Origin of the sequence: Candidatus Venteria ishoeyi, assembly GCF_030378065.1 — a bacterium.
Taxonomy (GTDB): domain Bacteria; phylum Pseudomonadota; class Gammaproteobacteria; order Beggiatoales; family Beggiatoaceae; genus Venteria; species Venteria ishoeyi.
Window position 1 is genome coordinate 34,522 of the sequence record NZ_JAUCGJ010000013.1, and the last position, 22,969, is coordinate 57,490.

Annotated in this window: 18 protein-coding genes; 11 read left to right on the forward strand and 7 right to left on the reverse strand. The window is 42.5% G+C overall.

Annotated elements, in window-relative coordinates:
* Positions 1-22 precede the first annotated feature (22 nt).
* Together QUF61_RS06075 and QUF61_RS06080 are read left to right on the forward strand one after the other, a co-directional pair.
* The gene (locus QUF61_RS06075) at positions 23-424 is read left to right on the forward strand and encodes a ClpXP protease specificity-enhancing factor (RefSeq protein ID WP_289680959.1); all 402 of its coding nucleotides are present in this window, start codon (positions 23-25) and stop codon (positions 422-424) included.
* Between the two features lie 88 nt (positions 425-512).
* A complete protein-coding gene (locus QUF61_RS06080) occupies positions 513-1,553 on the forward strand; it encodes an ABC transporter substrate-binding protein (protein WP_289680960.1) in 1,041 nt (346 codons plus the stop codon).
* Between the two features lie 71 nt (positions 1,554-1,624).
* On the opposite strand, the gene QUF61_RS06085 is transcribed toward QUF61_RS06080, so the two are convergent.
* The 4 genes from QUF61_RS06085 to QUF61_RS06100 form a co-directional block, all read right to left on the reverse strand.
* On the reverse strand, positions 1,625-2,023 hold the full coding sequence (locus tag QUF61_RS06085) for a hypothetical protein (RefSeq protein ID WP_289680961.1): 399 nt from the start codon (positions 2,021-2,023) through the stop codon (positions 1,625-1,627).
* Positions 2,024-2,150: 127 nt separating this feature from the next.
* Positions 2,151-2,492, reverse strand: coding sequence for a hypothetical protein (locus tag QUF61_RS06090; protein WP_289680962.1), 342 nt, complete (start codon positions 2,490-2,492; stop codon positions 2,151-2,153).
* Positions 2,493-2,511: 19 nt separating this feature from the next.
* Positions 2,512-3,747 (reverse strand): M48 family metallopeptidase, encoded by a 1,236-nt coding sequence (locus QUF61_RS06095; protein ID WP_289680963.1) that lies wholly within the window; start codon positions 3,745-3,747, stop codon positions 2,512-2,514.
* A gap of 199 nt (positions 3,748-3,946) precedes the next feature.
* The gene (locus QUF61_RS06100) at positions 3,947-4,399 is read right to left on the reverse strand and encodes a DUF4426 domain-containing protein (RefSeq protein WP_289680965.1); all 453 of its coding nucleotides are present in this window, start codon (positions 4,397-4,399) and stop codon (positions 3,947-3,949) included.
* A 218-nt stretch (positions 4,400-4,617) separates the two neighbouring features.
* Here QUF61_RS06100 and QUF61_RS06105 point away from each other — a divergent pair, with 218 nt between their 5' ends.
* Together QUF61_RS06105 and QUF61_RS06110 are read left to right on the forward strand one after the other, a co-directional pair.
* Positions 4,618-5,556 (forward strand): lysophospholipid acyltransferase family protein, encoded by a 939-nt coding sequence (locus QUF61_RS06105; RefSeq protein WP_289680966.1) that lies wholly within the window; start codon positions 4,618-4,620, stop codon positions 5,554-5,556.
* The gene (locus QUF61_RS06110; RefSeq protein ID WP_289680968.1) at positions 5,553-6,542 is read left to right on the forward strand and encodes a radical SAM/SPASM domain-containing protein; all 990 of its coding nucleotides are present in this window, start codon (positions 5,553-5,555) and stop codon (positions 6,540-6,542) included. Before QUF61_RS06105 ends, QUF61_RS06110 begins: the two co-directional genes overlap by 4 nt.
* A 151-nt stretch (positions 6,543-6,693) precedes the next feature.
* Here QUF61_RS06110 and QUF61_RS06115 read toward each other — a convergent pair whose 3' ends face one another.
* Genes QUF61_RS06115 through QUF61_RS06125 form a run of 3 tightly spaced genes read right to left on the reverse strand, consistent with a single transcriptional unit; the run spans position 6,694 to position 11,143 of the window.
* Positions 6,694-7,365, reverse strand: coding sequence for a hypothetical protein (locus QUF61_RS06115; RefSeq protein ID WP_289680970.1), 672 nt, complete (start codon positions 7,363-7,365; stop codon positions 6,694-6,696).
* A gap of 1 nt (position 7,366) precedes the next feature.
* Positions 7,367-8,719, reverse strand: coding sequence for a phosphoglucosamine mutase (gene glmM, locus QUF61_RS06120; RefSeq protein WP_289680972.1), 1,353 nt, complete (start codon positions 8,717-8,719; stop codon positions 7,367-7,369).
* A 9-nt stretch (positions 8,720-8,728) separates the two neighbouring features.
* Positions 8,729-11,143 carry a hybrid sensor histidine kinase/response regulator gene (locus QUF61_RS06125; RefSeq protein WP_289680973.1) on the reverse strand — a complete coding sequence of 805 codons (2,415 nt, stop codon included), beginning with the start codon at positions 11,141-11,143 and terminating at the stop codon, positions 8,729-8,731.
* A 375-nt stretch (positions 11,144-11,518) separates the two neighbouring features.
* On the opposite strand from QUF61_RS06125, the gene bioC reads away from it, so the two are divergent.
* The 7 genes from bioC to QUF61_RS06160 are packed head-to-tail and all read left to right on the forward strand — an operon-like array spanning position 11,519 to position 22,931.
* Complete coding sequence (gene bioC / locus QUF61_RS06130; RefSeq protein WP_289680974.1) at positions 11,519-12,370, forward strand: malonyl-ACP O-methyltransferase BioC; 852 nt, start codon at positions 11,519-11,521, stop codon at positions 12,368-12,370.
* 3 nt (positions 12,371-12,373) lie between these two features.
* A complete protein-coding gene (locus tag QUF61_RS06135) occupies positions 12,374-13,210 on the forward strand; it encodes a CheR family methyltransferase (protein ID WP_289680975.1) in 837 nt (278 codons plus the stop codon).
* A gap of 22 nt (positions 13,211-13,232) precedes the next feature.
* Complete coding sequence (locus tag QUF61_RS06140) at positions 13,233-13,850, forward strand: chemotaxis protein CheB (RefSeq protein WP_289680976.1); 618 nt, start codon at positions 13,233-13,235, stop codon at positions 13,848-13,850.
* 15 nt (positions 13,851-13,865) lie between these two features.
* Positions 13,866-15,854, forward strand: a complete 1,989-nt coding sequence (locus tag QUF61_RS06145) for a cache domain-containing protein (RefSeq protein ID WP_289680977.1) — start codon at positions 13,866-13,868, stop codon at positions 15,852-15,854.
* 4 nt (positions 15,855-15,858) lie between these two features.
* Positions 15,859-19,974, forward strand: coding sequence for a response regulator (locus QUF61_RS06150; protein ID WP_289680979.1), 4,116 nt, complete (start codon positions 15,859-15,861; stop codon positions 19,972-19,974).
* A 14-nt stretch (positions 19,975-19,988) separates the two neighbouring features.
* Positions 19,989-20,513, forward strand: coding sequence for a hypothetical protein (locus tag QUF61_RS06155; protein WP_289680980.1), 525 nt, complete (start codon positions 19,989-19,991; stop codon positions 20,511-20,513).
* Between the two features lie 3 nt (positions 20,514-20,516).
* Positions 20,517-22,931, forward strand: coding sequence for a response regulator (locus tag QUF61_RS06160; RefSeq protein WP_289680981.1), 2,415 nt, complete (start codon positions 20,517-20,519; stop codon positions 22,929-22,931).
* Positions 22,932-22,969 lie beyond the last annotated feature (38 nt).

Below are 22,969 nucleotides of genomic sequence, written 5' to 3' on the forward strand. Positions count from 1 at the left end.
TACGTTTTAAAAGGAAAAAACAATGGAAACGATGCCAATGACATCGCAACGTCCCTATTTCATTCGGGCTATCTATGAATGGATTATTGATAACGACTTAACCCCTTATGTTCTGGTTGATACTGAAATGGAACAGGTCGAGGTACCACAAGAACATATTCAGGATGGCAAAATTATTCTGAATTTATCCCCTTCGGCAATTCAAGGTCTGGATATGGGAAATGAATGGATCAGCTTCAGTGCGCGTTTCAGTGGCCGCAGTATGCATTTATTATTTCCCGTTACTGCGGTACTGGCAGTTTATGCACAGGAAAATGGACAAGGCGTTACTTTCCCACCAGAGCCTGTTGCAGAACCAGCTAAAGCACCTGAGCCTGTGACCCCCCCCAAAAAAGGTAAACCAGTATTAAGACGGGTAAAATAATTTATCCTAAAAAATCTTAGGTTAAGTTCAGTAATGATAAAATTACATTGGGATTTACCGAAGATACTGTACGCAGTCGGGGATTATTATGCTTAAATTATCTAAAGCGCATTGGTCATTCGGATTGATCATGCTGTTTTTAATATTATTGCTGTTATTCTGGATTGGTAGCCGCCCCCCCAGGGTTTTAGTTATACAAAGTTATTCTCTGGACTATCCCTGGACAGCCGATCTGGATCAGGCCATTCATAAAGTTTTAGATCAAAAACCTTATGAAACGCACTGGTTATTTATGGATACCAAGCGCAACCCGGATGCGGCATCCAAGCAAGCAGCTGGAGAAAAGGCACGCGCACTGATTGAAGAATGGGAGCCTGAAATTATTCTGACAGTAGATGATAACGCCCAGGAATACGTGGCAAAACATTATGTGGATAATGAAGACATACAAATTGTATTCAGTGGCGTGAATAAAGATCCCAGAACCTATGGTTACACCAATGCGAGTAATGTAACCGGTCTGCGGGAGCGGCTGGATTATATCAATATTAAAAGTCTGCTATTTTATCTGCTACCGGCAGGACAACGTAATTTCATCCATATTTCAGATAATACTGCTTCTTCGCAAGGCCGCCGTAAAGAACTTGAGGCTTTTAACTGGAAGCCACTGGAATTTAAAGGATCTGTCCAGGTAACAACCTTTGATGAGTGGAAACAAGCCATTAAAGCCGCAGATAAAATTGCTAAAGTACTGGTATTAACGCAATATCATACTATTTTGCGCGCTCAGGACTCTAATGAGCGGGTGCCGCCCAGTGAAATCATAAGCTGGACTCAAAAAAACTCAAAACTGCTGATGATTGGTTTATTTATATTCCATGTAAAAACAGGTGGTACGATTGCGGTGGGTCCCAATCCTCAGGAACATGGTTATGATGCTGCAAACCGGGTTATTGCGTTATTGGAAAAAAACACGACACCAAGGGCTTTAGGCATTCAGGATAATAAAGACTTTATTTTGTTTATGCGCAATAAAGATGACAGTATTTCCAAACGCTCTCTTGAAAAACTTGACTTGTCAATTATTTATGATGCTTATGCTTTGATGGGGCAAAAACGATTGGAGTAAACGGATAACCCCCCTTAAAAGGGGGAGGGTATCCGTAAAGTTGTTTACCTAAAAGGTTATACCGTAGGAGATCAACGAATACGATTAGCGGGTGGCATCATATTATTATTGTAGGGGTTGTTTCTGGGCATATTACCTTGTGGATAACCATAAGGTTGTTGATAAGCACCGCCATAAGGATTTCCCCCAGGATAAGCACCACCCGGATAATAGCCTTGCCCACCATAAGGTGCACCTTGATAATAACCGCCTTGTGGTGGGTAACCATAAGGGCCATAATCCTGATTATAATCACGATAGTCTCTATCGTTATTACGGTTATTTTTATTTCCCCCCATAAACTTAGAAGGATTCATCATATCCATCGGATTAAACGCATGGACATAAGCCGGACTCAACAGGCTCAAGCTACCTAATACGATTGCCGATAAACTAATCACTGAAAATTGATTCGTATATTTTTTTTTCATAAATAAAGTCCTTTGATAAAAGCTATAAAATAAATCTATTTCTCATAAAAATCAAATTGCCAGTCCCATGCGGGAAATAGAAAGTCCTGAGTATGACCTACATCGAAATTATCCGCAAGATAGTGAATTAGTGTTTTAAGTTATCACTGTCTGGGTTTGTATCAAAATGATAATACTCCTGGCTTAACCAGGCGGCAGTATCATTAATTTCTGTATCAAACCAGCCCAGTCCCAGGTTTTGATTACATGCCTGCACTTGGTTATCCAGTTTATTTTTATCCGTTACTTTGTGATCAGCACGGGTATAAATGGTTTTTTCATCACCAAACATAGAAATATGGCAGGCTTGACAATGTTTCTGATGTAAAACCTGACCATTTTTTGGGTTAATGTCATCAGCTGCCTGCACAGACAAGATCAGACAAAATGGCAGGCTACCGATCAAAGCAATAAATGATAATTTATTCATAAAAATATCCTTACATCAGTTATTGAGATAAGTGCGCAATGCGCACAGGCGCAGGCGGATGTGAGTCATAAAATGCAGAATAGCAGGCATCTGGCGTTAAGGTGCTGGCATTTTCCCGGTACATTTTAACTAAAGCCCGTATCAGATCTTGTGCATCAGCTTGCTGGGCGGCAAAATCATCCGCTTCAAACTCATGTTTACGCGATAAACGCGCCATTATGGGCGAAATAAAGGCTGTAAATACCGGCAACACCAGCATAAATAAAATTAATGCCATATAGCTTGAAGCTTCCGTTACGCCCAACCCAAGGTAAAACCAGTTTTGCTGCATCAGCCACGCCAATAAAAACAAACCTGATAAGCTCAGCACAGCCATCATCACTAAGCGTTTAACCACATGCTTGCGCTTAAAATGTCCGATTTCATGGGCCAGCACCGCTTCAACTTCTGCTGCTTCCAAACCTTCCAATAATGTGTCATAAAATACGATACGTTTGTTTTTGCCAAGGCCAGTAAAATAAGCATTACCATGCCCGCTGCGTTTGGAGCCATCCATCACAAAAATGCCATCACTGTTGAGTCCATTACGCTGTAATAAATGTTCAATACGTTGTTTTAATTCTCCCTCTTCCAGAGGATTAAATTTATTAAATAAGGGTGCGATAAAGCTGGGATAAGCCCACAGCATCAGCAATGAAAAGCTCATCCATACCAACCAGACTGTCAGCCACCAGTAACTGCCAGCGGATTCCATCAGCCAGAACACCAGTGCAGCCAACGGTGTACCAATAAGTAGCATTAATACCAGCCCCTTCAGGTTATCGTTGATAAACAGCTTTAAATTACTGCGGTTGAAATCAAAGCGGCTTTCAATCTTAAACGTGCGGTAATAACCCGCTGGCAACTCAATAAGATGATTAATCATTAAAAAGCTTAATAAAACCGCAACCCCCGTCCAAACTGGCGACCATCCCAGTGTTTGCCAGAACTGATCCAGCCCGTTGAGCAGGCCGCCCACCGTCCAGGCTAATAGCAGTAAAACTTCCAGTGGTAATAACAACAGACTGAAATGCGCCTTGACCTGGGTGTAATCTGCTGCTTTCTGATGTTCTGCCAGGGTGACTTGTTCACTGAAGGCATCAGGAACCTGCGCGCGGTGTTTTTGTACCGCACCTATCTGACGGCGGGTCAACGTCCATTGTAATATAGCGCCCAGCAGCAGTGTGATGATAAAAATCCAGCTAAACAGATTCATTGCAGTTTTGTCTCCTATAGATTTTCAGGTAATGATTTCCCGGTAATGATAATACCTGGCCTGTTAACAGTGCTCAATTTGGAAAATTAATAGCTGAAAATCTATAATAAAGGCTGAGTAAAAAAATTAAAATTCATAATAAACTTCCACAAAAATAATCCTGGTGAGAAGGCTACTGCCTTCTCACCAGGATTATTTTTTAGTCAATAAAAAACTCTTGTTTGAACTTGATTTCATGGGTCTTGCCCTGGTGTTCGGCATCAACATCCACTTTAAAATTCAAAGTTTCGGCATTATCGATCCGGACTTCACCAATGTAATAAATGGCCTCGCCTTCACGCACTTCTTTTATTTTAATGTTTTGTAATTGCCCATTAAGATTAGTGGCAGTTGCACTGACCTTAGCTGCAACCGCATGATCTTGTGGATTTTTAGCGGAGCCTTTTTTACGCACGGAAATATTCAGCAATCCCCGGTGTTTGCTGCGACTCAGCTTATACTGTTTCGCAACATCCGTAGTCAGAATACTGGTGTTGATCGCATTATAATGAATGACATAATCGCCAACTGTTGTAAACTGTGCTGCGGATAGCGATAAACTCAGTACCCCCAGAAACAGACCGACTAAAGCACTAAAATGGAACTTTTTCATGGTTTTTCTCCTTTTGGAAACCGCTCATTATGGAACGAGGATGAAATAAGAACCGAAACCGGGCGATGGAGAAAAAGGCCAGCCTGGTTTCGGGAATTATAAAATCCTCGCTCCTATGTTAAAATACCAATAAAATTGAACGGTTTTTGTTGGTGGTGTTTTCAAATATAATTAAACTTGAGAATTTTACAAGGTTTTTTTCATAAAAAAGATAATTAATGAACATAGACTGGCAACAATATGCAAGCCAATACCGCATTTTTTTAAACCGTTTGCAGCAGATTCAACGCTTTGCTCATCCCGCACTCGCTTACCCACTGGCTGCGCGCATTGCGCATCATTACAGTCCTAATAAGGAGATGCAGGCAAATATCTGTCAATCTTTTGCGCAGGCTGCAAATAAACCGGAAATACCGCTTAAAAAATTCTGGTCACATTATCTGAATCATGTGGGCGCGACAGACTTAAATACCTTTATGTATCGGAAAATGACACCACAATGGATAAAACAGCGCGTAAAAATTAACAGCCCGGTTACTCTGGAAAGTTTGAGAAAACATGACAGAGGCTTATTTGTGATGACTTATCATAATCACTATCCCCATTTTCTGGGCGTGGTACTGGGACAAATGGGGCTTGAGGCAGGCTTAAAAAGCCATTTGATTGCTATGGATATTACAGCCAGTCCTTTGTATGATTATTTGCGCGAAGAAGCTGAGGCTTATTATCGTGATTGTGAAAACTGTTTTGCCGGTGGTCAGTATTTGTATATGCATCAAAATCAACCAATAGCCGCCATGCGTAAATTACATCAAGCTTTGCGCAATGGTGAAACAGTGATCAGCTTAAATGATTTTCCCAGCCCATTTATTTCCAAGCGCAATTTGGAACTATCAGTTTTTGGGTATCAATACGCCTTTCCGGTGGGTACGCTGGAAATTGCACTGCGTCAGAAAACCCCGGTTGTTGCGGCCTGGATACGCTGGTTGGGTTGGGATCGATTTTGTCTTGAAGTGCGCCCATTAGCTACGGAAAATGGTTTGGAAAATGTAATGGCACAATATCTGGAAATTCTGCAATCACAACTGGTAGTTGCTGACCCCGCCTTGTGGGAAGGCTGGAAATGGCTGACACCTGAAATGAAAGTGAGCTTATGAACCTAACACCAATTAAATATCTACAAGTTGAAACCACAACCACCTGCAATCAACGTTGCCAGTTTTGTCCGGTTTCTACCAGCCACCGACCTAAAGCCAGTTTATCCCTACACGATCTTGAGCATATTTTAGAAGACTTAAAAGATCAGCCTTTAGAAGCGGCTTGGATCAATGGCTTTAATGAACCCACCTATGACCGTCATCTGGTGGAAAAAGTACAGCGTTTACATGCAGCAGGTATTGATATTCGTTTAAACAGCAATGCCTCAGGCTTAAATCCAAAATTGATTCAACAATTGCTGGCTGCGGGTGTGCGCAGTTTTACCATTAATATTTCAAGCATTGATCCACAACGCTATAAAGAAGTACGAGGCAGCAGCAATGTCGAACAAGTCATTACTCATGTAGAAGCCTTATTAGAACAGGCGCAACAGCAAGGCAATGTGGAAGTGGTGCTGCTGGTTTTAGGCCAGTTGGATAAACAGCATGCCAAGGATATTCAAGCAATTACCCAACATTTTTCTGATACGGCACAAGTATCCATTTGCCCGGTGGCTGATTTTGCCGCAGGAGCCACTGACATGCTGAAACTACAGATTCACCATAAAAAATTGCATGGTTGTAGCGGCTTGCGTCACGTGCAATGGCTGCATGTCACGCCATCAGGGCAAGCCATCTTATGTTGCCAGGATTATGCTGAAAACTATGTGGTGGGTAATATTCACAAGCAAACACCCACTGAAATTTTACACAGTGAAAAGTTTGCACAGTTGCGGCGTTGGGTAGAAGGTGAAGAAGACGCGCCAGAAGATTTTATCTGCCGCAGCTGCGTGTTTGCAGTGGGAGAAGAACCTTATCAGGAAAAAATGCAGTTTTATTTTTGCAGCCAGTGTTTATTGCCTGAACAGTTGGGTTTTGAAAAAAGTTGTGGACACTGCGTGTTACAAGCCTATCACCCCAGCCTGAAAAGCCATTTAAAATCATAATATTAAACAGTGGAGGATTCTGGACGCTTACGCCCAGACCCTTGCTCCTAACCACCCTGTGATAATGTGAACGGTGATTCGAGCAAGGGCGTGCAAAGTAGTCGTATTTTACAGTTTACAGTTGCACAAAAACGAGCAACTGATAACCTCTTTATCTGGAATAACTCCTGCCTTTTTCTTTTGAAATCTGACGTTTTTTAACCGCTTTATAACGTTGCAGGTAGACATCATATTCTGCGGTGATGTTTTTTGTATCCTGTTCTTTATCTTTAATTGAATTTTCAATTACTTTAATTTGCGCTTCCAGATTTTTAGAATGTTTAGCCAGACGTTCCCTGTCTGTTTTGGAGGAGGCATCACTGCGCGTTGCTAATTGTTTTTCCAGTTTCCGCTGATTTTTAAGTGTATTCTGGTAAGATTTTAATTGCCCCTTGGTTATACGAATACCTTGTTCAATACGCATTAACTGACTATCACGCGCCAGGATAATATCGTTTTCTGTTGGATATAAATCCAGTAGGCGGCGATCTTCTTCAGCCTGTCTTTTATCTTTTTTCTCCTGCTCAAAGCGCTGTTGTTCTGCCTCTATCAGTGCTTTGATTTCTGCTTCGGTTTTATCGCGCTGGATAACTTCAACAACGTCCCCGCTATCATTTCGGATTTCATGTTTTTCTTTCACATATTGCTGAGGAATGACATTACCACATTCCATAATACCGTCTTCATTGGTCCAGCATTTGATATCTTCTGCAAAGACAGTAGTGGTATTAAATAAACAGGCCACGCTTAAAATCAGTTGTCCCAGATGTGTTCTTTTATTCATTTTAGTTTTCCTTGACTAAAGCGTGTACCGTATCAGCAATTGATGTGGCTAATGTTTTTACCTGTGTAATATCACGGCCTTCCACCATCACCCGAATCAAGGGTTCGGTACCAGAGGGGCGCAATAAAACGCGGCCTTGTCCGGCAAGTTCAGTTTCTGCTGCTGCGACTGCCTTGCGTACAGCATCGGTATTGAGTACCTCTTGTTTTTGTGGCAAGGCAACATTAATTAACTGTTGGGGGCATTTTTCCATGCCCATGCACAGTTCCTGTAAAGTTTTTGCACCTTGCACCATAATTGCTAATACCTGCAAAGCCGTGATAATGCCATCACCTGTTGTCGTATGATTCAGGCAGATAATGTGCCCGGAAGACTCACCACCTAACAGACCCTGATGCTTTCTTAATAATTCAATGACATAACGATCCCCGACTTTAGCGCGTAAAAAAGGGATGTTGAGTTCTTTAAACGCTTGTTCCAGGCCAAAATTACTCATCAAGGTACCCACCACCGGGCCACTTAATTTTCCTGATTGTTGTCTGGCTTTAGCAATAATAAACAGAATTTCATCACCATCGACTTCCCGCCCCTGGCTGTCTACCATCATCAGGCGGTCACCATCACCATCCAGAGCAATACCTAAATCTGCCTGGTGCTCTTGCACCGCAGCTTGCAAGGTTTCGGTATGCGTTGCACCGCAACCCTGGTTAATATTCAGGCCATCAGGTTGTGCGCCGATGCGGATGACTTCAGCACCGAGTTCCAGAAAGACATTTGGCGCAATATGATAAGTTGCGCCATGCGCGCAATCGACCACCAGTTTTAAGCCAGTAAGACTGAGGTGGGTGGAAATACTGCTTTTACAAAACTCAATATAACGCCCTGCGGCATCGTCAATGCGTTTGGCCTTACCCAACTCTTTAGCAGCCACGGTGGTCATGGGTTTATCCATTTCCGCTTCAATTGCGAGTTCAACCTCATCGGGCAGTTTAAAACCCTCATGGGAGAAGAACTTGATGCCATTATCCTGAAACGGGTTATGCGAGGCACTGACTACAATGCCAGCACTGGCGTGGAAAGTACGGGTCAGATAAGCAATGCCCGGGGTTGGCATAGGGCCAAGCAAACGCACATGCATACCCGCCGCCGATAGCCCTGCCTCCAGGGCAGACTCCAGCATATAACCGGAAATCCGGGTATCTTTACCAATTAAAACGCGGCGGCGATGTTGTTTATTACCCAACACCCGACCGGCTGCCCAGCCCAATTTGAGGACAAAATCAGGGGTAATGGGATAATCCCCCACTTTGCCACGGATGCCGTCGGTGCCAAAATACTTACGTTGTTGTGTCATGTACGTTCCTTAATATGCGCTTGCCCGTTGCAACGCAGCTGCTAATTCATTTTTACGCACGGGTTTGGACACATAATCATCCATACCCGCTTGCAGGCATTCTTCCTTATAACCTTGCATCGCATGAGCAGTCAGCGCAATAATATAAGGTTGTTTGATTGCTAATTTGCGAATTTCTGCTGTCGCTGTCATGCCATCCATTTTCGGCATTTGCATATCCATTAATACCGCATCATAAGTTTTTGCCTGAAGTGCGGTGACAGCTTCCAGCCCATTATTCACAATGTGTACAGCATAACCTAATTTATTCAGGAGTAACAAAGCCACTTTTTGGTTGAGTGGGTTATCTTCTGCCATCAGGATACTTAATGTTTTGATATCAGCTTTTGTTTCTTCCTGTGCTTTTTCTGCTGCCGGGGGAATATTGGTTTTTAAAACATCTTCAGTTGCCAGCGCTGTATCGCTTAATAAAGCCTTTAGACTTTGATGAAGTGATTTCAGCTTCAATGGCTTATGCACATAAGCATTAAATAAGTCCTGATTTTCTTCATCTTTCCAGGCCATGCTGCCTAAAGATACCATTAATAAGATAGGTACATTTTTACAGTTCGCTTGCTCTCGCAGGTGTTGACACAGTATCAAACCATTCCCCTGGGATAATTCCATATTGATAATGATCAAATCAAATGGACAAACAGGCTGTTGCGCCAAATAGGCATAGGCTGCTTCTGGATCACCTTGGCTTTCAATCTGGAGTCCCCATTGCAATAAATGCTGCTCCAGCCACTGCTGGGTTGCCAGATGGGACTCCACCAGAAATACCCGCTGCGTAGCGCTGCCCTCAGGAAGCAACGCCTTATTTAACCAGGCTGGTGGTGGGTAATGCGGTTTCAGGTGTATGCTAAAAATAAAACGGGAACCTTGCCCCGGTTCACTTTCAACGCGAATCTGCCCATCCATGAGTTCCACCAGTTCTCTGGAAATTGTCAGGCCCAGACCCGTGCCGCCAAAGCGCCTGGTCGTGCTGGAGTCAAGTTGGGTAAATGGTGTGAATAAATTTTCTATTTTTTCTACCGAAATACCGGACCCGGTATCAGAAACTATAAATTCAAATTCTGACAGCTCTGCGCTTAATCGCCGATAGGATACATCAACAATAACCTCACCCTGTTGGGTGAACTTCACCGCATTACTGAGTAAATTGACCAGAATCTGTCGCAACCGGGAAGCATCGCCAAATGCTGAAGCCGGTGTATTGTCGGCGATACGCCCCAGTAATTCCAAATTTTTTTGCATGGCACGTTCGGTAATTAAATCCAGCGCATTTTCAACGACCGCGTATAAATTGAAACTACTCTGTTCTAACTCCAGTTTACCTGCCTCAATCTTGGAAAAATCAAGTATATCATTGATTAAACTCAATAAGGCTTCACTGCTGCTATGAATGGTATCAGTATAATCCTGTTGTATGGCATTTAGTTGGGTATCCAGCAATAAGTCAGACATGCCGATAACTGCATTGAGCGGGGTACGAATTTCATGACTCATATTTGCCAGAAAAGCCCCTTTTAAATGACTGGCAGATTCTGCGGCAACCTTGGCTTTATGTAAATCAGCAATGGTTTGTTGTAAATTCTGATTGAGGTGAGAGAGTTCCTGATTACGCTGAGCCAAAGCAGCATTCGCCTCATCCAGTGATTCCTCATGTGAATCCACCAATGCCAGGGCTTGTTCTTTTTCTGCCTGTAAGTTCAATTCATTTTTGCGAATATAACGAAAAATCATAAAACCGATCAGCAGGCTCAGTACTAATGCCATGATCCCGGCACCGCCAAATAGCCAGCGTGCTTCTTCATAGGCCAATCCTGCCGCTTTGCGTTCATTCTCCATGGCCTGCTCCTGAAATGCCAACAGTTCTGTCAAACCATCCAGAGAATGCTCATGTAAAGATATTTTTTGTTCTTGTATTAATAGCAACGCTTCAGTATCACGATTTTCAACTAATAATTGTGCAATCTGGTTACGAATACTCGAATAACGCTGGGTACTCAGACGCGAGCGATCTAATTGTCGATGCTCCACAAAGGTTAAGGGCATTCTTTCCAGTTGGCGACGTGTGGCGATGAATTTACCTGCCAGCATATGATATTGCTGAAACAAATCATCACGCAGAAAAAAATCATCTGTCATTGACATCGCATATAATGTCAGTACACGTTGGGATACCAAAAAATTTAAACGGTGTACCAGCTCACTTTTCTGATGATGTTGATTGATGACTGCCAACAAATGCGTGTTAATTTTTTCAATACGATCCAGGCCAAGGAAAATTAATCCTATCAAAAGCAAAGCAACGATAATAAAACCTGAAAATACAGGGAAACGTGTATTGAGATGGTGCAGAATATATTGGGTAAATTTCAAAATAGGGGCTCTTGAGCATAACCGCTCATCATAACAGTCAAATTTTGTTAAGAAACGTAATACCAATCACATCATATTCCCTAACTTTTGTTTCCAAAAGGTAACATAACAGATTTATTTTTGTTTCGGGAACGAAAGCAATATAATATCATCAATTACTCAAATAGTTGTTGTACATTTTCTGCTGCTCATCCCATTGTAGCGCGATCCTGGTAGAGCACAATCGGGCATTCAATTAATATCAGATTATCAACCATTAACTGACAGCATTACTCATCACTACAGACATCCAGCTTGTTTAATTCTAATTCCTTATAGCATATGACAATATTAAAATCGACCCTAAACCCAACTGTTAAATCATCTACGCAAGCTGTGCCAGATCCTGAACTTGATCAATCAAGCATGGTTGCAGCATTTAATCGCGCTGCTTCTCATTACCAGGGGGCGGCAAAGTTACAACAGGAAATTGCCCAGCGTTTGCTGGCGCGTTTAGCTGCGGATACAACGCTGCAACCGCAGTGGATTTTAGATATGGGCTGCGGTACCGGTATGTTAACCCGGGGCTTGGCTGAGTTATATCCTAAAGCCCATATTGTTGCGCTGGATATCGCACCAAGCATGTTAAGCGAAGCCAGAAAACAGTCGCCGCGTTGGTTCTCACGGCAATTATTTTGTGCCGCAGATGCTGCCGAGCTACCATTTAAGGCAGATAATTTTGATCTGGTTGTCTCCAATCTGATGTTGCAATGGTGTCCAGATTTTTTACAGGTATTTAACGAAGTTGCGCGAATTTTATCGCCACAGGGGCATTTTTTATTTTCCAGCTTTGGTCCAGACACATTGACGGAACTGCGCGCCAGTTGGGCCAGCGTTGATGATAAACCACATGTGAACCAATTTATTGACTTACATGCCTTAGGTGATGCTTTGCAGCAAGCCGGGTTACAACAACCCGTGATGGATGTTGATCGCATTACCATGACTTTTGATGATGCACTGGCGCTAATGCGTAACTTAAAAACCATCGGTGCGCATAATGTTGCACATGAGCGGCGACGTGGTTTATTAGGTAAGGCAAAGTTACAGCGTGTTATTCAGGCTTATGAAAGTTATCGACAAAGTGATGGGCGACTTCCCGCCAGTTATGAAGTGACCTATGGTTATGCCAAAGCGATAGCGGGCGTATCAGGAAAATTAGCCAATATTGGCATTAAAGTGATATAAAACATGCAAAATCTTGAAAATCAAAACATTGAACTGCAACTGTTATTACAGGCCATTTATTTAAAATATGGTTATGATTTCAGGCAGTACGCAAAGGCCTCGATTAAGCGCCGGGTGTTATATCATCTGGAAAAACATCATTTATCAAATATTTCACAAATGCAGCACCGACTGCTGCACGATGTGGCTTTTTTTGATTCTTTGCTGTTGGATATGTCGGTTAATGTCACGGAAATGTTCCGCGATCCTGCCTGTTACCGCGTATTGAGAAAGGAGGTGTTACCGGCATTAAAAGACTTCCCGCATATTAAAATCTGGCATGCAGGCTGTGCCACGGGAGAAGAGGTTTATTCGATGGCCATTTTGCTCAAAGAAATGGGCTTATATGAGCGTACACAAATCTATGCCACAGATATCAATGAAAAAGTATTAAAACAAGCAAAAGAAGGGGTATTCCCTATCAGCCGTTTGCGTCAATATACGCAAAATTACCAAAAAGCGGGTGGCACGGAATCTTTTTCAGATTATTATCATGCACAATATGAACATGTGGTGATGGATCGCAAGTTACGGAAAAATATTTTATTTTCTGATCATAATCTGGCAACGGATAATGTGTTTGGCGAAATGCACTTGATATTATGTCGTAATGTCTTAATCTATTTTGATCGTGGCTTACAAAATCGGGTATTAAATTTATTTGATGAAGCTTTGATTAAAAGTGGTTTTTTGTGTCTGGGTTCTAAAGAAAGTCTGAATTTTTCTACGGTAACTGAACACTTTGATGTGATTGCCAAAACCGAGAAAGTCTATCGTAAAAAAAATGAGGAAAAGACATGAAACATGAACCCTGTCGATTGTTATGAGCCAAAGAGAAAATCAGTTTCAGGCAGTGGTTATTGGTGCATCGGCAGGTGGCATCCATGCATTGCAGCAGGTTTTAATGCCATTGCCAGCAGACTTTCCATTGCCAATCATTGTGGTACAACATCTGCACCCTGATGCAGGTGCTTATTTGCCGCAGTTACTGGATAATAAGTGCCAACTGAAAGTTAAACAAGCCGATGAAAAAGAATTCGTGCAGGCGGGCTGGGTCTATCTTGCGCCACCTGCATACCATTTATTAATCGAAGAAGATCACAGTCTGTCACTGTCTTTAGAAGCGCCCGTTAGTTATTCAAGGCCTTCTGTGGACGTATTGTTTGAATCAGCCATATTCGCTTATGGTAAACGTTTAATTGGTATTATTCTCACAGGCGCTAACAGTGATGGCGCGCTGGGTATTAAAAAAATCAAGCAAGCAGGCGGCTACGTCATTGTGCAAGCACCCGAGACGGCTGAAGCGGATGCCATGCCCAAAGCAGCCATTGCTGCGGTTGCAGGCAATCAGGCTGTCGATAAAATTCTGGCTTTAGACCAGATTGGTCAATATTTGTTACAGTGGGTTAATCGAAATTTCTTAGGAATACGCATGAAATAAGTCGGGTTAATCAATATGTCGCTTAAGCCAAAAGTCATTCTAACTGCATTTCTATTGTTATCGATTCTATTATTGAGTGTCGTGGGTTTGTTTATGCTCGATATTCAACGCCAGGCAGCAGAAGAATTACAACAATACCGTAAAGAAGCCGTCGCTATCGTGCAGGATAAATTGAAAAACATGGTGGATCTGGCCTATACCACTGTTGACAATATTTATCAGAACGGTCAAAAAGCAGAATTTTTAGAAAAACGCTATGGCAGCAGTATGAAACCTATGGTTGATATGGCGTTGTTGATATTAAACCGCAAAATCAACCTTATCCAGGAAGGTGAGTTATCTCTGGAAAAAGGGCGTATCCAGGCCTTAAAAGCCATTCAAAATATTCAGTTTAATCTGCATCAGACGTGGATAGCTGATCTACATAATATTGTTGAACCCACAAAACAGCATTATAAACACCAGGTTTGGGTTGCTGATGCCGGACAAATGCCGCCGGTTTTACTGGTTCATCAACTATTTTCTGCTACGGTTGTCAATAATCAGGAAAGACAGGCTGATATCCAACGTTTTTTCCAAAGCTTGCACCAGCAGGATCTCATCCAGAATGCTGGTTTTTTGCGGTTTACAGACACTCATCAGCACACTTATTTATGTTATGCACAGGGTTTTCCACAATGGGACTGGGTGGTAGGCACCTGTATGAATCTGGAAGAAGCCTATCGTGAAACACAAGCGCGAATTCAGGCTAATATCCGGCAAATACGTTACGATAAAGGCATGGGTTATTACTGGTTAAATAATACCGAGCGCCCTTATCCACGCTTTGTCATGCACCCCATAAAGCCGGAATTGAATGGGCAGTTATTTAAAGGTCAACAATATCACACGGTTGCTGGTGGAAAAAATATAGGGCAGGCTTTTCTGGAAGCGGTCGATAACGCAGAAGGTGGCGGTTTTGTGCGTTACTCATGGCCTAAGCCCGTTGGCGAACAAAAAATACCCATGCCCAAGTTATCTTATGTACGTTTATATAAGCCACTGAACTGGATTATTGGCACCGGCGTGTATATTGATCATATTGAAGGCCATGTCGCGCAAAAGGATCAGGAGATGACAGCAAGGTATTATCAGTTGCTGCGTAATACCAGTTTGCAAACTTTGGCTTTATTTATATTGATGGGTTTTTTTCTGGGTTTTTTAATGAATTACCTGCTCAAACCCTTGCAACAAGTTAATGCGCAGTTGCAGATGCTGGCAAGAGGGACACTGCCGCAACAAAGTATAGATTATCGAGGACAGGATGAAATTGGTGGAATCATTCATGCATTCAGAGTTTTAAGTCAGCGCATAAAAACCACGATCAATCAGGCAAAAGCGATTGCCGATGGTGATTATTCACAGAAAATCAAAGTACGTTCCGATTCTGATCAACTGGCCCTGGCTTTATCTGATATGACGCGCTCCTTACAGTCAGCCACTGAACATAACATTGCTCAGGATTGGTTAAAAACCGGTCGCACTGGCTTACATGAAGCCATGTTAGGCGATCAGAGCATGTTGGAACTGGCAAATCATATCATTGCTTATCTTACGCAATATACGACGGCTAAAACGGGGTTGTTTTATCAATTACAGGTTTCTAATGACAGCCAGCACCCCATACATTTGACATTAATAGCCAGTATTGGTTTTAACCATCGCAAAATGCTATCTAATCAAGTGTTACCGGGACAGGGTATTGTTGGTCAGGCGGCTTTAGAAGAAAATAGTTTTTTAGTTCAAGAGAACAACGAATCGGAAACCTTAATCGACAAACCTTATGTTTTTGCCTTGCCATTTTTATATGAGTCCAGTTTACAAGGTGTCATCGAACTGGGGTTTGAAAATGAACCCTCAGCATTACATTTGGAATTTTTGGAGCAGGTTGGGCAAGATATCGCTATTACAGTGAAAGCCACAGAGACCCGCAGTCAGTTAAAAAAACAAAATACATACGATTAAAATTATGAAAATTTTTCACTTAAAATTATTACTGGTTATTGGCATCAGCACTTTGCTATTCGTTGGTTTAACGGTTTATTTGTTTAACCAATCTTATTCCTGGAATCTCGCACTACAACAAATTCAGGAAAAACAGTTTTATTTTCAGGAATTTGAAAAGCTTGAAACACAAAAGCTATCTGCTGCATTAAGCATGTTAGCAGATAATCAAGCCTTAAAAGCAGCCTTCCTCAAACAGGACAAAGAAGCCTTATATCAATTAGCATGGCCCTTATTTGAAAAACTCAAACAAAACAATCATATTACTCATTGGTATTTTCATCTGCCCACGCCCAGCCAAAAAAATTTTTTGCGGGTACACAACCGTAACAAAAACGGTGACACAATTACTCGCGCAACTTACCTGATGGCGAGCAAACAAAAACAGGAAGCGGCGGGTAAGGAACTTGGTAAAACAGCATTTGCCTTGCGTGTCGTACACCCCTGGTTCGATCAAGGCAAGCTCATCGGTTATCTGGAATTGGGCCAGGAGATTGATGCCTTGCTTGAGGCACTCCAACAAAAGAATGAGCAATATGATGTTATTGCCTTAAAAAAATACCTGGATCAGGAAAAGTGGGCGCAAGTGCGTACAAATCAAGACTTGCGGGATAACTGGGCGGATAATCCCCATCTCTTACAGGTCAGTCATGTGCAGGCAATGACACCCGATTTAAGCCGCCTGAAACCTTTGCTGGAATCATCAGTCAAACAGGCGCAACTGCTGGGTATTCAACGGATGGAGACGGGGGAAATTTACAGCCACGGACTGTTTCCTTTATATGATGCCAGCAACAATAAAGCTGGCGCGGTGGTGGTCTGGATCGATATCAGCCAGCAATTGCAGTTGCGCTGGAATATTTATTTAAGTTTATGGCTTGTGCTCGGTCTGCTTATTCTGCTGGTTTTTGCTGGCTTTTTGAAATATTTTTTACTGAATCCAATTTACAAAATTGAATACCTGGCTAAAATCATAGAAAAAATGACACTGGGTGATTTTAACGCGGAGCTGGTGCAAAATAATGCCCTGCTGAAAGCATCGGGAAGTGGTGATTTATTGTTGCAGGCGGTTGATAACAGTATCGCTTCCACCCTTAAATTAAAAACCAATATGCAGGCAACCATTGCGCAAACACGCTTAATCAGCGCAGGTCAGTATGATACGCAACTTGAATTACTGTCCCGGCAGGATCAGCTCAGTCAGAGCTTGAATGAAATGATGCTGGCATTGCAAAAAAGTGTGCAGGACAGTCAACAAAAAAACTGGCTGGAAACCGGGCATAGCCAATTAAATGCCACTTTACGCGGCGAACAGGATATGCTGCAACTGGCTAAAAAAACCATTCAATTTTTATGCACCTATCTGGATGCCAAAGTCGGCACCTTTTTTATCGCCAAAACAGAATATGATAAAGCTGGCACTGAGACCGAGGTTTGTTTTCAACTGATTGCCAGTTATGCCTACAGCCAACGCAAAACCCTGGCAAATCATTTCAAACTGGGTGAAAGTCTGGTTGGGCAGGCAGCCTTAGAACAACAAACAATCGTTATTAAAGAACCACCGGCAGATTATATCCAGATTCAATCCGGGCTGGGTAAAACCACACCAGGTAATATCCTGGTTATCCCTTTTATTTATGAAAACAATGTTAAGGGTGTGATTGAACTGGGTTTTATGAACCCACTTAGCGTGGAACAGGAAACCTTCCTGGAGCAAGCCATGCCGGTGATTGCAATTACTATCAATCTTGCACAGTCACAAACCCAGACACAAACATTGCTGGAACAAAGTCAGGCTCATGCCAAAATATTGCAAGAGCAAAGTGAAGAACTGCAAAGCCAGAGCGAAGAATTGCAGACGCAACAGGAGGAGTTACGCCAGACTAATGAAGAGCTGGAAGAGCGTACTCACGAACTGGAGCGCCAGCGTCAGGACATCGGTCAACAGAACCAGCAACTGGAAGAAACCAAAAAAACACTGGAAACCAAAGCACTGGAACTGGAGCGCGCCAGCAAATACAAATCAGAGTTTCTGGCCAATATGTCACATGAACTGCGCACGCCGCTGAACAGTTTATTAATTCTGTCAAAAATGCTGGCAGATAATAAACCGCATAATCTTAACGATAAACAAGTGCAACACGCAAAAACCATTCATCGCGCCGGCAATGATTTACTGACCCTGATTAATGAAATTCTGGATTTATCCAAAGTGGAAGCCGGACGCATGGAAGTCAATCCTGAAGACATTATGTTAACTGAACTGATGCAGGATTTTGAACACCGCTTTGATCATGTGGCGGCAGAAAAACACATTAATTATCAAATTGAATTAGATGAGGCTGTATCTGAGCAACTGCATACCGACCGGCAACGCTTGCAGCAAATATTAAACAACCTGCTGTCCAATGCTTTCAAGTTCACGCCTGAAAATGGCAAGGTGATTTTAACTATCCACCCTGTGAGCAATGAACCTGAAATGCTGGCAATTGCTGTGCAGGATTCCGGCATTGGTATTCCAGCCGATAAACAGGCGATGGTGTTTGAAGCATTTCAACAAGCAGATGGCACCACCAGTCGGCGTTTTGGTGGTACCGGGCTGGGTTTGTCGATTTCCCGTGAGCTGGCGGGCTTGCTGGGTGGCAGGCTGGCATTAGAGAGCGCAGAAGACAAAGGCAGTACCTTTACCTTGTATTTGCCACAAATATTCAATGCTGCCACTACCGCCTCTGTAACAAATAGCAGCAACATTATGAAGCCGCCTGCCAGCACTGAAAATGCAAGCAAAGCAGATCCTGAAAAACCAATAGCAGAAATCCAGGCAGCAGAAGAAGTAACCGCGCCAAGCAACACGCCGCAAGCAACTGCTGTTGTGGATAATCCCGATGATCGGGCGCAAATCAGTGAGTTGGATAAGGTCTTACTGGTGATTGAAGATGATCCGGGATTTTCACAGATTTTACTCGATCTCGCGCATGAAAAAGATTATAAATGCCTGTTGGCAGAAGATGGTAAAACAGGTTTGCAACTGGCAGAAGACTATCATCCCGCAGGTGTTATTTTAGATGTTGGCTTGCCACAGGTTGATGGTCTGACCGTTATGGAACGTTTAAAGGAAAACGCCAAAACCCGCCATATTCCTGTGCATTTTATCTCTGCCAGCAATCAAGGCAGTGATGCGCGTGATATGGGCGCAGTCGGTTATCTACTTAAACCCGTCAACCTGACAGAATTAAGCGAAGCATTTAAGAAAATAGAACACTTCAGCGCCGATCATCTGAAAAACCTGCTAATCGTCGCCAAGCAGGCAAAACGTGAAGCTGAAATTTCAAAACTGGCAGGCGGTGATGGCATCCACACTAAAACCTGTGCAGATATGCAGGAAGCCTGGGAAGCTTTGCAAGCGCATACTTATGATTGCATGGTCATTGATTTGGAAGCGGCTGAACAAAAGCAGCTACAGCAACTGGCGCAACAACAAAAAACCACACCACTACAAATACCCGTGATTATTTATGCCAATCGGGAATTCAGTCAGGAAGAAACGCAATATGTAGAAGATTGTAATCCACATTTGACGGTAAAAACTGTGCGTTCCCCTGAGCGCCTGTTAGATGAAACTTCCCTGTTTTTACATCAACTGGAAGCCGGATTACCGGATGAAAAACGTGAATTACTACGTATGGTGCATGACAAAGAAGCTATTTTACAAAACAAACAAGTGTTAATTGTGGATGATGATATTCGCAATCTCTATGCGCTCAGCCATTCCCTGGAAGAAAAAAACATGGAAGTATTTGGCGCGAATAACGGCAAGGAAGCACTGGCCTTGCTGGAAGAAAATCTCCATATCAATATCGTCATCATGGATATTATGATGCCGGAAATGGATGGCTACGAAACCATGCGCGCAATTCGTGCGGATTCCAGATTTTATAAGCTGCCGATTATCGCTTTAACCGCTAAAGCGATGAAGGCGGATAAAGCAAAATGTATTGATGCCGGTGCTAATGACTATTTAGCAAAACCCACGGATATGGATAAACTGTTAACCTTGTTACGTGTCTGGTTGTACCAATAAATGGGAGAATACGCATGACTGTTTTTAAAGCCTCCAGTGATCAGGTTGAAATATTAGGTGCAGCGATTATTCCCGTACTTAAAGGCATACCGGTTTCTTCTGTCAGCAGCAAGTTATTACAAGAGTATCACTTGGAAAACCCGGTTGCCGATCAGTATTATAATCAGCAACAGTATCTGGATTTGCTGAAAAAGATAAACACTTACATGGATATGGTATTATTTGGTATTGGACAGAACATTTTTCTGGAAGCCGTTTTCCCCCCTGATATCGATACCTTTGAAAAAGTTTTTTTAGGTCTGGATCAAGCCTATCACCTAAATCATCGCGGTGGTGAGATTGGTCATTACAACACCCAAAAAATTGATGAACAGAGCTATCTGGCAGATTGCGATAACCCCTACCCCTGCAATTTTGATCAGGGTATCATCCAGGGAATTGCTAAATATTTTAATCAACGCATACTCATTGAGCATCAAACTGAGGCATGCCGCATGAAAGGAGATGAACATTGTATTTATGAAATCAGTGTTCTGTAATTCATGGAAGATATTCAAATACTGATTGTCGATGACAATCAAAACAATTTATATACACTACGCACCCTGCTGGAAGAACATATTAAAGCCGTTGTGCTGGAAGCAGACTCCGGTACTGCGGCATTAACGCTGTTGTTGAAACAACATGTCGATCTTATCATTATGGATGTGCAAATGCCGGATATGGATGGTTTTGAAACCGCAACATTGATTCGTGGTCGCAAAAAAACCCGGCATATCCCTATCGTCTTTCTGACCGCAGCCTATAAATCCGAAAACTTTAAACAAAAAGGGTTTGGTATTGGTGCGGCTGATTACCTGACAAAACCCATAGATGAAGCGCAACTCATCAGCCGGATTCAGTCCTATTTACGTTTTATTGAGCAAGAACGTCTACATAATCAGGTTTTATCCCAGACTAATCTGAAATTACAGCAAGAAATGCAGCACCGCGAAGAAGCCCAGGCCAAACTTGAACACCTCAGTCATCAAAATCAGACAATTCTGGAAAATATGGCAGAAGGTTTATTTGGGATAGACCTGCAATGCCGCACGACATTTGTCAACCCGGCAGCCACTCATATTTTGGGTTATCAGGCAGAGGAACTGATCGGCTTGCTGCAACATGATGTGATTCATTACGCCATTGCTGATGGTACGCCCACCCCCAAACACGACTGCCCGATTTGCAACGCATTGAAAAAAGAACAGTCCTGCCAAATTGACAATGAAGTATTTTGGCACAAAGACGGACATGCCATTCCGGTTGAATATAATGTTGCTATAATTCATGAAGATGATTTAATGACAGGCGCGGTGGTGACTTTTCGTGACATCAGTGAGCGCAAAAAAAATGAACAGGCATTAAAAGCAGCTAAAGAACATGCAGAGTACGCCAACTATGCCAAAAGCCGTTTTCTTGCCAATATGAGCCATGAATTACGCACGCCACTCAATGCGATTATTGGTTACAGTGAAATGCTCGGGGAAGAGGCAGAAGACCTGGCATTAGATGATGATTTTTCTAAAGATTTACAGAAGATTCAACATTCAGGACAACACTTGTTAGGTTTGATCAATGATGTGCTGGATATTTCCAAAATTGAAGCGGGTAAAATGACGCTGGATCTGGAAACCTTTAACCCTGAACTACTGATACAGGAAATAATAGAAACCAGTCATCCTTTGCTTAAACAAAAAAATAATCACTTAAAGCTGGAATTCCCTCCACAATTTTTTGAGATACAAAATGATTCGGTTAAATTAAAACAAGTGTTGCTGAATCTGATCAGCAATGCCTGTAAATTTACTGAAGAGGGTCAGATCACCTTACACATTAGCTATCATAAAAGCCCGGAAAATACCACGCAAAAAATATATGAATATATTGAATTTGCAGTGCAAGATAATGGTATTGGCATGACTGAACAACAACAGAAAAATCTGTTTCAACCTTTTATGCAGGCAGATAATTCCACCACGCGCAAATATGGCGGCAGTGGTTTGGGTCTGGCAATCAGTCAGCGCTTTGTCAAAATGATGGGCGGCAAGATCCAATTACAAAGTCAATTTGGGCAGGGCAGTTGCTTCACCATACAACTGCCGTTAAAAGTCAATCAGCAGCAACTCGAAAACCGTATTGCCGAACAAAAACTACCCGGTCATACGTTGCCACAGCATGGCACGGTTATTCTGATTATCAGCCCACATGAACAAAATAACCTGATTTTGCAACAGTTTCTTGATGAAAATGCCTATGCCAGTACGACCTGCTCAGAGGTTGAAACAGGTCTTAAGCTTGCCTGTAAATTACGCGCAGATTTAATTCTAATGGATATTGAGCTGGTCAGTGATACGGTGATTAAGCACTTTAAAGAAAACCCGATACTCGAAGATACCCGCTTGATTCTGATCAATGGACAAGATACACAGGCAGAAAAACAGGATTTGCCAGAGCTTGCTAAAATGTTGCCTTACCCCACAACGCAAACAGAGGTCATTGAGTTATTGCAACAATACCAACTGCATCATTTCAGTCGACCACTGGTCATGCTGATTGAGGATGATGAGCTTAGTCGCAAATACACCAGCGTAATTTTTCAGAAGGAAAACTGGCGTGTTTTCAGTTGTGAAAGCGCACAAATCGCCTTAGAGCATTTGGAAAAGCGCAGACCCGATTTAATCGTATTAGATTTAAATATGCCGAATATGGATGGTTATGAGTTTCTATCTCATCTACATCAAACCAGTATCAATGTACCTGTTATTATTATTACCGGCGAGGAACTGAGCCAGGAACAACGGTTACGGCTTGAAGGTCAGGTGATTGCCATTTTTCATAAAGGGCATTACCGTACCAAAGCGTTAATCGCAAAATTGCATAATTGCTATGCTCACGAATCGCCGGTAGAAACGTAGCACTGCTATGTCTCTACACCTTTACATCTACGCTGATT

Coding starts and splice junctions, on each gene's coding strand:
- QUF61_RS06075 (WP_289680959.1), top strand. CDS start 23: ATGGAAACGATGCCAATGACATCGCAACGTCCCTATTTCATTCGGGCT.
- QUF61_RS06080 (WP_289680960.1), top strand. CDS start 513: ATGCTTAAATTATCTAAAGCGCATTGGTCATTCGGATTGATCATGCTG.
- QUF61_RS06085 (WP_289680961.1), bottom strand. CDS start 2,023: ATGAAAAAAAAATATACGAATCAATTTTCAGTGATTAGTTTATCGGCA.
- QUF61_RS06090 (WP_289680962.1), bottom strand. CDS start 2,492: ATGAATAAATTATCATTTATTGCTTTGATCGGTAGCCTGCCATTTTGT.
- QUF61_RS06095 (WP_289680963.1), bottom strand. CDS start 3,747: ATGAATCTGTTTAGCTGGATTTTTATCATCACACTGCTGCTGGGCGCT.
- QUF61_RS06100 (WP_289680965.1), bottom strand. CDS start 4,399: ATGAAAAAGTTCCATTTTAGTGCTTTAGTCGGTCTGTTTCTGGGGGTA.
- QUF61_RS06105 (WP_289680966.1), top strand. CDS start 4,618: ATGAACATAGACTGGCAACAATATGCAAGCCAATACCGCATTTTTTTA.
- QUF61_RS06110 (WP_289680968.1), top strand. CDS start 5,553: ATGAACCTAACACCAATTAAATATCTACAAGTTGAAACCACAACCACC.
- QUF61_RS06115 (WP_289680970.1), bottom strand. CDS start 7,365: ATGAATAAAAGAACACATCTGGGACAACTGATTTTAAGCGTGGCCTGT.
- glmM (WP_289680972.1), bottom strand. CDS start 8,719: ATGACACAACAACGTAAGTATTTTGGCACCGACGGCATCCGTGGCAAA.
- QUF61_RS06135 (WP_289680975.1), top strand. CDS start 12,374: ATGCAAAATCTTGAAAATCAAAACATTGAACTGCAACTGTTATTACAG.
- QUF61_RS06140 (WP_289680976.1), top strand. CDS start 13,233: ATGAGCCAAAGAGAAAATCAGTTTCAGGCAGTGGTTATTGGTGCATCG.
- QUF61_RS06145 (WP_289680977.1), top strand. CDS start 13,866: ATGTCGCTTAAGCCAAAAGTCATTCTAACTGCATTTCTATTGTTATCG.
- QUF61_RS06150 (WP_289680979.1), top strand. CDS start 15,859: ATGAAAATTTTTCACTTAAAATTATTACTGGTTATTGGCATCAGCACT.
- QUF61_RS06155 (WP_289680980.1), top strand. CDS start 19,989: ATGACTGTTTTTAAAGCCTCCAGTGATCAGGTTGAAATATTAGGTGCA.
- QUF61_RS06160 (WP_289680981.1), top strand. CDS start 20,517: ATGGAAGATATTCAAATACTGATTGTCGATGACAATCAAAACAATTTA.